Source organism: Massilia soli, assembly GCF_016809835.1.
GTDB lineage: Bacteria > Pseudomonadota > Gammaproteobacteria > Burkholderiales > Burkholderiaceae_D > Telluria_A > Telluria_A soli.
The window spans coordinates 55,742-68,705 of the sequence record NZ_JAFBIL020000005.1; the positions used below are offsets into that span (position 1 = coordinate 55,742).

The following is a 12,964-nucleotide window of genomic DNA, read 5'->3' on the forward strand; positions in this document are numbered from 1 at the left end:
GTGGTGCAGTGGAATGCGTATGCGCCCGTAGGGAACCCGTGGTCCGGTAACAAGCAACAAGCAAGAATCAAATCGGGCACGGAGGGACATCGGCATCCGCTCGCCGACCAACAAGGGAGCAGGTCATGCAAGATTTTCAGAATGCAGGGTACGGCACAGGTGGACAGTTAGCGCCACAAGGATTCTTCGGCGGCATGTTAGGGGCACCACTGGGCGGCGCAATCGGCCGCGGCATCGGCGGATTGCTCGGCAACTCCGGGCTGGGCAACCAGATCGGGCAGATCGCAGGCGGCATTGGCGGTTCGCTGCTGCCATTCGGCGCTGACCCCGTGTCGCAGGCGTACGCTCAGCAGGCACAGCAACAGCAGCTGATGCAGCAACTTCAACAACAGCAGCAACAGCAACAGCAACAACAGCAACAGCCCCAGATGGGGCAACAGTTTTCACCGCAAGGCTGGTTCGGCAATGTCCTTGGCCAGGTAGCCGCACCGCTGGGCGGCGCGATCGGCGGCCTGTTCGGCAACGCCGGCGCGGGCCAGTCAATTGGTAACGTGGCTGGCCAGCTGGGCCGCTTGCTGCCGTTTGGCGCCGATCCCATTGCAGCGGCTTATGCACAGCAGCTGCAACAGCAACAGCAACAGCAGCAGCTGCAGCCACAGGGCTGGATCGGCAACATGATCGGCCAGGTCGGGCAGCCGCTGGGCGGCGCGATCGGTGGCATGTTTGGCCAGCAAGGAATCGGCAGCAGCATCGGCAGCGCGGTGGGCCAGCTCGGCCGCCTGCTGCCATTCGGCGCGGAGGCGCAAGGCGGCGGCATGCCTCCGCATCTTCAGCAGCAACAGGTGCAGCAGCAGCTGCAACAGCAAATCCAGCAACTGCAACAGCAATTGATCCAGCAACAGCAGCAGTTCCAGCAACAGCTGGCGCAGCTGATCGGACAACAGGGCCAGCAAGGCCAGCAAGGTCAGCAAGGTCAACTGGGTCCGCAGGGCTGGTTCGGCAATATTCTCGGCCAGGTCGGACGTCCACTGGGCGGCGCAATCGGCGGCATGTTTGGCAATTCCAGCTTGGGCAGCACGATCGGCGGCGCAGCAGGCCAGCTTGGCCAGATGCTGCCGTTTGGCAGCGATCCGATCACGGCTGCCTATGCACAGCAAGCCCAGTTAGCCCAGCAACAGGGCTTGCCGCAGTATTCATCGCAGCAAACACTGCACTAATCCTAGCCGCAGGCTAGTCAACCCGCTCCCGCCGGCGACGGCGGGAGCGGCCGCAAAGGAGAGCCGCATGCCCGCAACGTCAACCGTGCCCGCGAGAAGCCGGTACATTATTCGCGCCAGGGGCGAGCCCCCTGCCCTTGCCGCATTTATCGACATCATACGGGGCGACCCCGACATTGCGCTGGTCGACACCATCGGGCCGCCTGGCCAGGTGCATACCGCCGTGATCGACATCGCCACCGACAAGGCGCCGCAGTTTGAGCGCCGCTTTTTTCACTCCGATGAACTGATCGTTGAACGGGACCAGCCGCTGTCGATGTCCGACTAGCGCGTCGCCGCTGCGAACCGAAAGGAAAACACATGCCAAAGAATCCTGATGGCGGCCAAGCCGGCCCGCATGACAACAACCCTGCGCCAGATGACGCGACGGCGTCGGCCAGCGACAGGCGCGGCGCGGCCAGCGGCCGCGGCAGCGTCGACGCGCGCCGCGGCGCATCGGCGGGCAACGCCGGCGGCGCGCCGGAAGAAACGGCAGGCGCGCCGGCAGCTACGCAGGGCCGCGCCATTCACGAACGCAAAAAACAGTTTCTGATCGCACCGCGCCAGACGCAAGAGCTGGAAGCCCTAGGCCTGGCGCCGCTGTCCCTGTCCAGCGTCGAAGAGGCCTTGCACTCGAGCCCGGACATCGAGATTATCGACACCGTCGGCGCGCGCAGCAGCTTCGGCGTACTGACCGAAAGCATGTCCGGCGGCCAGGGCATACTCGTCGCGCGCATGACCGACCAGAAAGCCGGCGCGCTGCTCCAGAACGGCCAAGGCCGGCTGGTGGTCGAGCGCGACCAGTACCTGAACCTGATGGACCCGGCATTCCGGCCGCCTGTCATGGTCAGCAACCTGTTGCCAACCACCGGACCGGCACTGTCTGCGACGGTGATCGTCGTCAGCAAGGATGGCACCCCGCTGGCCGATGCCGAGGTATCGCTGTTTGGCAGCCTGCTGCCGGCCACCAGCGTGACCGACGCCGGCGGCCAGGCCACGCTGACGCTGTACGGCGAAACGCCCGGCTCGATCCGCGGCCTGTATGTCAAGCCGCGCGCCGATTTCTGGAGCTTTTACCAGCGCGACCCCGACATCAGTCTCGACGAGCCCAACGTCGTCGTGCTGCGCACGCTGTCCGAGTGGCCATCGCTGACGGGCTTCCCGCATACCAAAGTGTTCGGCTGGGGCCAGAAAGCCATGCGCCTCGACCAGTTGCCGCCCAACTACCGGGGGCAAGGAATCCGGATCGCCGTCATCGATTCAGGCGTCGCCACCACGCACGAGGGCCTGGCGCAAGTCAGTGCGGGTTTTGACATCGTCAACAAAAAGACCAATCCCAACACCTGGAACGACGACACGCTCGGCCACGGCTCCCACTGCGCCGGCGTGATTGGCGCGGCCGACCTCGCGTTCGGCATACGCGGCTTCGCACCGGATGCCGAAATCCACGCGTGCAAACTATTCCCCGGCGGGCAGGTCAGCCAGTTGATCGACGCACTTGAATACTGCATCGAACACCAGATCGACGTGGTCAACCTCAGCCTGGGCGGGGCTGAACCATCGGAAGCGCTGGAGCAGCAGATCCTGCGGGCAAAACGGGCCGGCATCGCCTGCATTGTCGCCGCTGGCAACTCGGGCGGAGCGGTCCAATACCCCGCTTCGTCGCCTAACGTGCTGGCTGTTGCAGCCATCGGCAAGCTGGACGAATTTCCGCCAGACAGCTACCACGCCGAGACGCTGACGCAGAGTGTCGATGCCAACGGCTACTTCCCGGCCAAGTTCAGCTGCTTCGGGCCGCAAGTGGCGGTCTGCGGTCCAGGGGTGGCGATCGCCTCGAGCGTGCCGCCGAATAACTACGCCGTCTGGGATGGCACGTCGATGGCCGCGCCGCATATTGCCGGCCTGGCGGCACTGGTGCTGGCACACCATCCAAACTTCCAGGGCGCATGGCGCACGCGTAGCGCCGAACGGGTCGAACGCTTGTTCGAGATGATCAAATTGAGTGCGCGGCGCGTCAGCCTCGGGAATCAATACCAAACCGGCTTTGGCTTGCCTGACGCATTGGTGGCCGTCGGGCTGCAGCCGCATCCGGCCCGGGCGCAGGTTCAGCCCGGACAGCTTGGCGGATTGATGGCGTCAATGTTGCCGCAGCAGGCAGCCGGGGCGGCGATCGGCGGCATTGCCGGCAGCGTCGGTGGACGCGGCGGCCACCTTGAACTGTTCGGCATGGATCCGGCGCTGGCGGCGTACGCCAGCCTGGGCACAGGTAATTATCAACAACTGCACCCATTCAACCAGTTTGGCGCGATGCCGTTTGGCCCAGGGGCACCGGGATATCGCAGCGGCTGGTAGCGCGGCAGCCGCAAAAAAGCAAAAAGCCGCTCAAGGCGGCTTTTTGCATGACTGGCGTCCCCAGGGGGATTCGAACCCCCGTACTCACCGTGAAAGGGTGATGTCCTAGGCCTCTAGACGATGGGGACCTTGAACGGTGCTGCGATACTGCTTCACAAATTCAAAAGCCGCCCAAGGCGGCTCTTGAAAACAACTGGCGTCCCCAGGGGGATTCGAACCCCCGTACTCACCGTGAAAGGGTGATGTCCTAGGCCTCTAGACGATGGGGACAGAAATCTGTCCGTGGATGATTTTATCATCCTGACCCGCCTGGCACCGCACCAATAAAAAACCCTGACGAGTCAGGGCGTTTAGCGGTACCAAACTCACACTGCTTTACTACTCGAATCCTGGCGTCCCCAGGGGGATTCGAACCCCCGTACTCACCGTGAAAGGGTGATGTCCTAGGCCTCTAGACGATGGGGACCTTGAACTGCACTAACTATATTACTCTCTTCAACGTGGTGGAGGTAAGCGGGATCGAACCGCTGACCTCTTGCATGCCATGCAAGCGCTCTCCCAGCTGAGCTATACCCCCGTCCGGTGAAGAAGCAAAATTATAGCGTACCGTCGTGCAATATGCAAATAGCTCAGCTAAAAAAAATCAAAGATATTTGTTCACGCGCGCCAGCACCGCATCGCGGCCGATGATCTGCAGCACCGCGTCGATGGCAGGCGTCTGCAACTGGCCGGTGATGATCAGGCGCAGCGGCATGGCGATCTGCGGCATCTTCAGTCCATTGGCTGCCAGCACTTCCTTGATCATCGCGGCGATCGCTTCCTTGGTCCACTCCACCGTCGACACACGTTCAGCGAACTGGGCCAGCGCAGGCTTGACCGCATCGGTCAGGTGCTGCGTCATCAATGCCGGGTCCGGTTGCGGATCGCGGAAGAACAGCATGGCCGCATCGGCCAGCTCATTGATGGTGTTGGCACGCTCTTTCATCAGGGCGAGCACGGCTGGCAGCGCGGGACCGCCGGCGAAGTTCGCGCCCTGGGCTTCCATCATCGGACGCGCCAGGCCTGCCAGGCGTTCATTATCGGCCTGCTTAATATAGTGGTTGTTCAGCCACGCCAGCTTCTCATTATTGAACTGCGCCGCGGAACGGGTCAGGTGGTCGAGGTTGAACCACTCGCAGAACTGCGTCATCGAGAACACTTCGTCGTCGCCATGGCTCCAGCCCAGGCGCGCCAGGTAGTTCAGCATTGCTTCCGGCAAGTAGCCCTTCTCTGGATAATCCATCACGCTGACCGCGCCGTGACGCTTGGACAGCTTTTCGCCGTCAGCGCCGAGGATCATCGGCAGGTGGCCGTACAGCGGCAGCGGCGCACCGATCGCGCGCAGGATATTAATCTGGCGTGGCGTGTTGTTGACGTGATCGTCGCCGCGCAGCACGTGGGTGATCTGCATGTCCCAGTCATCCACCGCGACGCAGAAGTTATAGGTTGGCGTGCCGTCCGGGCGCGCGATGACCAGGTCGTCGAGCTCCTTGTTGCCGATCGTGATGGTGCCCTTGACGACGTCGTCCCAGCTGACTTCGCCATCGAGCGGGTTCTTGAAACGCACCACCGGCTTGCGCTCGGCAGGTACCGGCGGCAAGGTCTTGCCCTCTTCCGGACGCCAGGTGCCATCGTAGCGCGGCTTCTCGCCCGCGGCGCGCATGCGCTCGCGCATCGCCTCGACTTCGTCCGGCGAGGAATAGCACAGGTAAGCGGTGCCCGCGTCGAGCATCTGCGCCACCACTTCGCGGTAGCGGTCCATGCGCTGCATCTGATAGAACGGGCCTTCGTCGTGATCGAGGCCCAGCCACTTCATGCCCTCAAGAATCGCCTGCACCGCCTCGGGCGTCGAACGCTCCAGGTCGGTGTCCTCGATGCGCAAAATAAACGTACCACCGAAGTGGCGCGCGAACGCCCACGAATACAGCGCGGTGCGGGCGCCGCCGAGGTGGAGGTAGCCGGTGGGGCTTGGAGCAAAACGGGTGCGGACGACGGTCATGGCGATCAATGTGCTGGATATAAAGACGGCTATTTTACAGCGTCGCGCTCCCGGCGCACCAGACGCCGCCCGTGCTGCCAATGCCAGGCGCAAGATCGTTCTATTGCTCAGTTCGCTATTGTGTGCGCGGTCAATATCTGCCGGCGCGCGCTGCGGATACTCGGTATCAGGTCATTACAGACACGAGGCAATCATGGATCGGCGAGCTTTTATCAAGATAGGTACCGGCGCCGCTGTTGGCGGCATGTTAAGCGCCTGTGGCGGCGGCAACGGCTCAATGCCCCAGCCAGCACCCGCACCCGCGCCCGCGCCCGATTCGTTGCGCAAGCGAACTGTGGTCGGATGGAACGACACCGCGCTGCAGGCAATACGCGCACAGCGGCCGAGCGCGCCGATGGCGGCGCGCTCGCTGGCAATTGCGCATACGGCGATGTACGACGCCTGGGCCGCTTACGACCCAAGCGCGCTGGGCACGCGCTACCGCGCCGCTTTGCGCCGCCAGGCAGGCGAACACACCGCGCAACATAAATCCGTGGCGATCAGCTTCGCGGCGTACGCGGCGCTGGTCGACCAGTTCCCCGCGCAGAAGGCCATGTTCGATGCGCGCATGGCGGCGCTGGGCCTGGATCTAGCGCGCGCCACGCGTGATGCGGCAAGGCCGGAGGGCATCGGCACGATTGCCGCCGCCGGTGTTGTTGCCGACTGCCACCACGACGGCGCCAACCAGCTCGGCGACCTGTCGCCAAGCCGGGTGCCCTATGCGGACTATACCGGCTACTCGCCGCGCAACCCGGCGATGCTGGTGATGGCATCGACACCGCGCTCGGCAATCCTGGACCCTGGCCGCTGGCAGCCGCTCACCTACCGCAATGCCAGCGGGGCCCTCGTCACGCCCGGGTTCGCGGCTGCCTGCTGGCCCCGCGTTGCGCCGTTTGCGCTGCGCACGGCGAACCAGTTCCGGCCTGGCGCGCCTGCTGCCTTCGGCAGCCCAGAATACGCAGAGCAGGCGCGCCACCTGCTCGACGTGCAGCAAGCGCTGACCGAAAAGCAAAAGGTGGTCACCGAATACTGGGCCGGCGGCGCGACCGGCGAATTACCCGCCTGCTACTGGTGCCAGTTCGCCCAGTTTATCTCCGAGCGCGACGGATACGGCGACGACCAGGATGTAAAACTCTTCTTTGCGCTGGCCAACGCCAACTTCGATGCGGGCATTGCGGCGTGGGATGCCAAGGTCTTTTACGACTCGGCACGGCCGATCACGGCACTGCGCTACCTGATGAGCGGCAAGCAGATCATCGGTTACGGGCCCGAAGGTCCGCCGGGCGGATTGCAGCCCATCGACGGCTCGGCGTGGATGCCGTACCAGGCCGCGACCCTGCCGACGCCGCCGTTTGCCGACCATGTGTCGGGCCACAGCACCTTCAGTGCGGCGTCGGCCGAAGTGCTCAGCTTGTTTACCGGCAGTGACAAGTTCGGGCACGCGGTCAAGGTTGCTGCGGGCGCGATGCTGTACGAGCCGGGCCTGCCGTCCGAGGATGTCACGCTGCAGTGGGCGACGTTCAGCGACGCGGCCGCCGAAGCCGGGATCTCGCGGCTTTATGGCGGGATTCATTTCGCCAATGCCGATACCGCTGGTCAGGCCCTGGGACGCAAAGTTGGCGCGGAAGTGTTCGAACGCGCGCGTCGCCATTGGACCGGATCGGCCTGACCCGGGAGGCCGGCGAATGGACCAGCCCGGTTGAAGCGCCGCCCCATCCGGTGCACACTATTGCATGGTCACCGCCACCTTCCGCTTTTACGGCGAGCTCAACGACTTCCTGCCGCGCTCAAGGCGCCGCCGGGATTTCACGATCGCTTGCGCGCGCGCCGCGACGGCCAAGCACATGATCGAGGCGATTGGCGTCCCGCACACCGAAGTCGAGCTCATCCTGGTCAACGGCGCATCGCGCACCTTCGACCAATTGCTGGGCGAAGGCGACCGCGTCGCCGTCTACCCGAAATTTGCAGCGCTCGACATCAGCGACTTGCAGCGCGTGCGTGCGGGTCCGCGCGCGTTTCGCTTCGTCGCCGACGCCCACCTGGGCGGCCTGGCGCGCCTGCTCCGCATGGCCGGTTTCGACACGCTGTACGACAACAACTATATGGATGAGGAAATCGAGCAGATATCGCTCACGGACCAGCGCATCGCGCTCACGCGCGACCGCGAGTTGCTCAAGCGCCGCGGCATTACGCATGGCTGCTATGTCCACGCGATTCGATCGGAGGAGCAATTGAGGGAAATTGTCATGCGGCTTGATTTGGCTGGCAGCATCGCGCCGTTCACGCTGTGCCTGAAGTGCAATGCGCCGCTACAGCGCGCCGCCAGGGCCGACGTGCTCGAGCGCCTCCCGGCGCGCGTGCGCGCGCATCACAGCGAGTTTTGCACCTGCGGCATCTGCCAGGGCGTCTTCTGGAAAGGCTCGCACTGGCAGCGCATGTGCGCGGTGCTCGCCAGAGCGACCGCGCCAGGGAGCGTCAATCGTTCTTGATGACGATGCTAGGGAACTTGCTGGTCATATCCTTGGCCTTTTCGGCGACTTTGACGGCAACCTTGCGCGCGATCTCTTTATAGATCGTCGCCACCGGGCCATCCGGCTCGGCGACCACGGTCGGGCGGCCTGAATCGGTCTGCTCGCGGATCGCCATCGTCAGCGGCAGCGCGCCGAGGAATTCGACGCCGAAGTCGGCGCACATCTTCTCGCCGCCGCCATGGCCAAAGATGGCCTCGGCATGGCCGCAGTTGGAACAGATGTGCGTGCTCATGTTTTCAACGACGCCGAGGATCGGAATGCCGACCTTCTCGAACATTTTCAGGCCCTTGCGCGCGTCGAGCAGCGCGATGTCCTGCGGCGTGGTCACGATGACGGCGCCGGTGACGGGAACTTTTTGCGACAGGGTCAGCTGGATGTCGCCGGTGCCCGGCGGCATATCGACGACCAGGTAGTCCAGGTCGCGCCAGTTGGTCTGCTCCAGCAACTGGGTCAGCGCCTGGACCACCATCGGGCCGCGCCACACCATCGGCTCGTCGGGATCGATCATGAAGCCGATCGACGATACCTGCAGGCCATGGTTTTCCAGCGGCTCCATGGTTTTGCCGTCCTTGGTCTCAGGCCGGCCGTTAATGCCGAGCATCATTGGCTGCGACGGACCGTAGATATCCGCGTCCAGCACGCCAACTGCCGCACCTTCTGCCGCCAGCGCCAGGGCCAGGTTGACGGCGGTCGTCGATTTGCCGACGCCGCCCTTGCCCGACGCGACGGCGATGATGTTCTTAACATTAGGCATCAGCTTGAGGCCGCGCTGTACGGTATGCGAAATAATCTTCGAATACACATTGGCGCTGACCGTTTCGGCGCCCGGCATGCCCTGCAAGGCCGAGGTGACGGCGCTGCGGATCGCATCGATCTGGCTGCGCGCCGGGTAGCCAAGTTCGACGTCCAGCGAAATGTTGCCGCCTTCGACCTTGATGTTCTTGATGGATTTTGAGGTAACGAAGTCTTTCTGGGTATTCGGATCGATAACGGCGGACAACCGTGCCTTGACGTCTTCTGCAGTAATGCTCATTGTGAATCTCCGTGGGTGATCCGATAAGTTTAGCGCAAATCGCCTTGGGCGACCTTGTAAAAACGGCAAACCTTGGCATTCCCCTATGCGCAGGAAGGTCATCCGCTGTTAAAATGCATCCCTTCATCTACCAACAAGTGCACTTCCACCATGACACGCAAGCTGTTCGTCACCACCGCCCTGCCCTACGCAAATGCTGCCTTCCACATCGGCCACATGATGGAATACATCCAGGCCGACATCTGGGTGCGGTTCCAGCGAATGCAGGCCGACGGCGGAAAACAGCGTGAAGTGCACTTCGTCTGCGCCGACGACACCCACGGCACGCCGATCATGATCGCGGCCGAGAAGGAAGGCATCACGCCGCAGGAATTCGTCGCCAAGATCGCCGCCGGACGCCAGCAATACCTGGACGGCTTCCACATCGCGTTCGACAACTGGTACTCCACCGATTCGCCGGAGAATGTCGAGCTGTCGCAGGGCATCTACCGCAAGCTGCGCGATGCCGGCCTGATCGTTACCAAAACGGTCGACCGCTTCTTCGACCCGGTCAAGGGCATGTTCCTGGCCGACCGCAACATCAAGGGCGAATGCCCGAAGTGCGGCGCCAAGGACCAGTACGGCGACAACTGCGAAGTCTGCGGCGCGGCCTACCAGCCGACCGAACTGGTGAACCCGTTCTCGGTCTTCACCGGCTCGACCCCGATCCTCAAGCCGTCCGAGCAGTACTTCTTCGCGCTGTCCGATCCGCGCTGCTACACCTTCCTCAAGGAATGGCTGAACACGCCGGGCCGCCTGCAGTCCGAGATGGTCAACAAGGTCTCCGAGTGGCTGGGCGAAGCCGGCGAAAAGCTGGCCGACTGGGACATTTCCCGCGACGCCCCTTACTTCGGCATTCCGATTCCTGATGCCCCGGGCAAGTTCTTCTACGTCTGGCTGGACGCGCCGGTCGGCTACCTGGCCAGCCTGAAGAATTATTGCAGCAAGAACGGCATGGACTTCGATGCCCTGCTGAACGACCCTGCCACCGAACAAGTCCACTTCATCGGCAAGGACATCGTGTCCTTCCACCTGCTGTTCTGGCCGGCGATGCTGAATTTTGCCCAGCACCCGATCATCGACAAGCTGAAGGTCAACGTGCACGGCCACCTGACCGTCAACAACGAAAAGATGTCGAAGTCGCGCGGCACCGGCATTTCGCCGCTGCGCTACCTTGACCTGAAGATGAACCCGGAATGGCTGCGCTACTACATCGCCTTCAAGCTGAACGCGAAGGTTGAAGACCTCGACTTCAACGGCGAAGACTTCGTGGCCCGCGTCAACAGCGACTTGATCGGCAAGTACGTCAACATCGCCAGCCGCTGCGCCGGCTTCATCGCCAAGAAATTCGACGGCAAGCTGGCCGCCACCCTGTCGCCGCAGGCCCAGCAGTGGATCAGCCGCGCGCTGACCAACGACGGCGCCGAGCGCCAGGCCAGCATCGCCCACCATTTCGAGCACCGCGAGTTCGGCAAGGCGCTGCGCGAGATCATGGAAATCGCCGACATCACCAACCAGTACGTCGACGAGAACAAGCCGTGGATCCTGGCCAAGGACGACAGCAAAATCGCCGAACTGCACGATGTCTGCACCGCCGCGCTGATCCTGTTCCGCCAGCTGACCATCCTGCTCTCGCCGGTGCTGCCGCAGGTTGCCGCGCGCGTCTCGGAGTTCCTCAACGACGACAGCATCAGCTGGGCCGACACCACGGGCGACGCCGTCTACCGCACCATGCTCGGTCGCACCATCGGCGCCTACAGCCATCTGATGACGCGCGTTGACGCCAAGATGGTCGACGCGCTGTTCGACCGTCCAGCCGCGCCTGCGATTGCCGCACCAGCGGCCGCGCCTGCCGCGGCGCTTGCGCCGGCCGCACCGGCGGTCCGAGATCCTGGCGTGGAAGAACTGGCGCCCGAAATCAAGATCGACGACTTCACCAAGGTCGACCTGCGCATCGCGAAGATCGTCAACTGCGAACACGTCGACGGTTCCGACAAGCTGCTGCGCCTGACGCTCGACGTCGGCGAGGGCCGCCTGCGCAACGTGTTCTCCGGCATCAAGTCCGCCTACAAGCCGGAAGAACTGGTCGGCAAGCTGACCGTGATGGTCGCCAACCTGGCGCCGCGCAAGATGAAGTTCGGCGTCTCCGAAGGCATGGTCCTGTGCGCCTCGGGTGACGACGAGAAAGTCAACCCGGGCCTGTACCTGCTGGAACCATGGCCGGGCGCGCAGCCGGGCATGCGCATCAGCTAAGCCTGTGTTGTTGTAGTACTGAGCCGGCAGAACCCAGGTTCGCCTGTCCTAAAATCATTTTTAAGTGATCAAAAACCTTATGACCGAATTGACTTCCTTGAGGCACATCCCTCACGCCAACCTGTATCGCAAGGGCGACGTGTTCGTCCTGTTCGGCGAACTGTTTGGCCGCGGCTATGTAAACGGCCTGATCGACGAAGCGCGTGCCGCCGGCATGACGATCGTCGGCATCACGGTCGGCCGCCGCGACGAAGAAGGCAAGCTGCGCGCGCTGACGACGGAAGAGCACGCGGAAGCCGAGGAAAAGCTGGGCGGACGCATCATCAATGTCCCGCTGATGGCCGGTTTCGACATGGACGCGCCGGAAGGCGAAAAGAACCCGACCGAACTGCTGTCGGGCATCACCCTGAAGGGCTGGCAGGAAGACAAGCTGGACTGGGACGCGATCGAGCGTTGCCGCGAAGCGGGCGTACGCCGCTTCACCACGTCGGTGGCCCAGGTCATGCAGGACATCGACAAGCTGATCCCGGACGGCGCAAACGCGTTCTTCGCCCACACGATGGCCGGCGGCATTCCGAAGATCAAGGCCTTCCTGGCCATTGCCAACCGCATCTACAAAGGCCGCGGCGACCGCTTCATGTCCTCGCGCGCCCTGCTCGACAGCGACCTGGGCAAGCTGATCCTGATGAACTTCGACGAAGTCACCGCCAACACCCTGCAGCACTTGATTACCGGCAGCGCCGCGATCCGTGAACGCCTCGAGCGCACCGGCGGCCAGGTGCGCTATACGGCCTACGGCTACCACGGCACCGAGATCCTGATCGACGGCCAATACCAGTGGCAGACCTACACCAACTACACCCAGGGCTACGCCAAGATGCGCCTGGAAAGCGTCGCCGCCGCCGCCTGGCAGCAAGGCGTGTCCGCCACCGTCTTCAACTGCCCGGAAATCCGCACCAACTCGTCGGACATTTTTGTTGGCGTCGAACTGTCGCTGTTCCCGCTGCTCAAAGCATTGAAAAAAGAAGGCGGCGGCGCCTGGGCCGACCAGCAATGGCAGATCTGCCAGAACTTGCTGGAAGACGGCAGCTCGCTCGACGGCCTGCTCGACACCATCGAGAAGTACAACAACGACGCCACCAGCGCGCGCTTCCGCGACTTCGCCGCCTGGCCGATGGACAACACGCCGGAGCTGGCAGACGTGATGATCGGCACCTCCGAGGACATCACCAAGATGCACAAGGACCGCAAGGAACTGATCACCGACCACCTCAGCTCGCTCGTGCTGGAAGGCGCCGGCCCGCTGATGTTCCACGGCGCCGCCGAAAAGATCGGCCCGGTCCTGTGGCTGAACCACGACATCATCGCCAAGCAACTGAACGCGCTGCATCCGGATTAAACCGGCTTGGTGGGGCGGACGCCG

The 12,964-nt window shown here is 63.3% G+C and carries 9 protein-coding genes and 4 tRNA genes; 7 read left to right on the plus strand and 6 right to left on the minus strand.

Annotated features, from left to right (window positions below):
- Positions 1 to 194 precede the first annotated feature (194 nt).
- From I4X03_RS12850 to I4X03_RS12860, 3 genes are all read left to right on the plus strand, one after another.
- On the plus strand, positions 195 to 1,217 hold the full coding sequence (locus tag I4X03_RS12850; protein ID WP_223468636.1) for a hypothetical protein: 1,023 nt from the start codon (positions 195 to 197) through the stop codon (positions 1,215 to 1,217).
- 67 nt (positions 1,218 to 1,284) lie between these two features.
- On the plus strand, positions 1,285 to 1,545 hold the full coding sequence (locus tag I4X03_RS12855; protein WP_223468637.1) for a hypothetical protein: 261 nt from the start codon (positions 1,285 to 1,287) through the stop codon (positions 1,543 to 1,545).
- Between the two features lie 32 nt (positions 1,546 to 1,577).
- Entirely contained in the window at positions 1,578 to 3,608 is a 2,031-nt protein-coding gene (locus tag I4X03_RS12860; protein WP_223468638.1) for a S8 family serine peptidase, read from the plus strand.
- A 52-nt stretch (positions 3,609 to 3,660) separates the two neighbouring features.
- On the opposite strand, the gene I4X03_RS12865 is transcribed toward I4X03_RS12860, so the two are convergent.
- From I4X03_RS12865 to gltX, 5 genes are all read right to left on the minus strand, one after another.
- Positions 3,661 to 3,736: transfer RNA gene (locus I4X03_RS12865), tRNA-Glu, on the minus strand.
- 66 nt (positions 3,737 to 3,802) lie between these two features.
- Positions 3,803 to 3,878: transfer RNA gene (locus I4X03_RS12870), tRNA-Glu, on the minus strand.
- 120 nt (positions 3,879 to 3,998) lie between these two features.
- A tRNA-Glu gene (locus I4X03_RS12875) sits at positions 3,999 to 4,074 on the minus strand.
- A 35-nt stretch (positions 4,075 to 4,109) separates the two neighbouring features.
- Positions 4,110 to 4,185, minus strand: a tRNA-Ala gene (locus tag I4X03_RS12880).
- A 66-nt stretch (positions 4,186 to 4,251) separates the two neighbouring features.
- Positions 4,252 to 5,646 carry a glutamate--tRNA ligase gene (gltX, locus tag I4X03_RS12885; protein WP_223468639.1) on the minus strand — a complete coding sequence of 465 codons (1,395 nt, stop codon included), beginning with the start codon at positions 5,644 to 5,646 and terminating at the stop codon, positions 4,252 to 4,254.
- A gap of 277 nt (positions 5,647 to 5,923) precedes the next feature.
- On the opposite strand from gltX, the gene I4X03_RS12890 reads away from it, so the two are divergent.
- Positions 5,924 to 7,354, plus strand: a complete 1,431-nt coding sequence (locus I4X03_RS12890) for a vanadium-dependent haloperoxidase (RefSeq protein WP_223468640.1) — start codon at positions 5,924 to 5,926, stop codon at positions 7,352 to 7,354.
- A gap of 64 nt (positions 7,355 to 7,418) precedes the next feature.
- Positions 7,419 to 8,174, plus strand: a complete 756-nt coding sequence (locus I4X03_RS12895; protein WP_223468641.1) for a Mut7-C RNAse domain-containing protein — start codon at positions 7,419 to 7,421, stop codon at positions 8,172 to 8,174.
- Here the strand turns inward: I4X03_RS12895 and apbC are convergent.
- Complete coding sequence (gene apbC / locus I4X03_RS12900; protein ID WP_223468642.1) at positions 8,161 to 9,249, minus strand: iron-sulfur cluster carrier protein ApbC; 1,089 nt, start codon at positions 9,247 to 9,249, stop codon at positions 8,161 to 8,163. The two genes, I4X03_RS12895 and apbC, sit on opposite strands and share 14 nt — an antisense overlap.
- A gap of 150 nt (positions 9,250 to 9,399) precedes the next feature.
- On the opposite strand from apbC, the gene metG reads away from it, so the two are divergent.
- Both metG and I4X03_RS12910 read left to right on the plus strand, forming a co-directional pair.
- Positions 9,400 to 11,541, plus strand: coding sequence for a methionine--tRNA ligase (gene metG / locus I4X03_RS12905; RefSeq protein WP_223468643.1), 2,142 nt, complete (start codon positions 9,400 to 9,402; stop codon positions 11,539 to 11,541).
- Positions 11,542 to 11,620: 79 nt separating this feature from the next.
- Positions 11,621 to 12,940 (plus strand): enoyl ACP reductase FabMG family protein, encoded by a 1,320-nt coding sequence (locus tag I4X03_RS12910; protein ID WP_223468644.1) that lies wholly within the window; start codon positions 11,621 to 11,623, stop codon positions 12,938 to 12,940.
- Positions 12,941 to 12,964: the final 24 nt, after the last annotated feature.

Excerpts from the sequence above, each read along its gene's own strand:
- I4X03_RS12850 (WP_223468636.1), top strand. The coding sequence starts at position 195 with ATGTTAGGGGCACCACTGGGCGGCGCAATCGGCCGCGGCATCGGCGGA.
- I4X03_RS12855 (WP_223468637.1), top strand. The coding sequence starts at position 1,285 with ATGCCCGCAACGTCAACCGTGCCCGCGAGAAGCCGGTACATTATTCGC.
- I4X03_RS12860 (WP_223468638.1), top strand. The coding sequence starts at position 1,578 with ATGCCAAAGAATCCTGATGGCGGCCAAGCCGGCCCGCATGACAACAAC.
- gltX (WP_223468639.1), bottom strand. The coding sequence starts at position 5,646 with ATGACCGTCGTCCGCACCCGTTTTGCTCCAAGCCCCACCGGCTACCTC.
- I4X03_RS12890 (WP_223468640.1), top strand. The coding sequence starts at position 5,924 with ATGCCCCAGCCAGCACCCGCACCCGCGCCCGCGCCCGATTCGTTGCGC.
- I4X03_RS12895 (WP_223468641.1), top strand. The coding sequence starts at position 7,419 with ATGGTCACCGCCACCTTCCGCTTTTACGGCGAGCTCAACGACTTCCTG.
- apbC (WP_223468642.1), bottom strand. The coding sequence starts at position 9,249 with ATGAGCATTACTGCAGAAGACGTCAAGGCACGGTTGTCCGCCGTTATC.
- metG (WP_223468643.1), top strand. The coding sequence starts at position 9,400 with ATGACACGCAAGCTGTTCGTCACCACCGCCCTGCCCTACGCAAATGCT.
- I4X03_RS12910 (WP_223468644.1), top strand. The coding sequence starts at position 11,621 with ATGACCGAATTGACTTCCTTGAGGCACATCCCTCACGCCAACCTGTAT.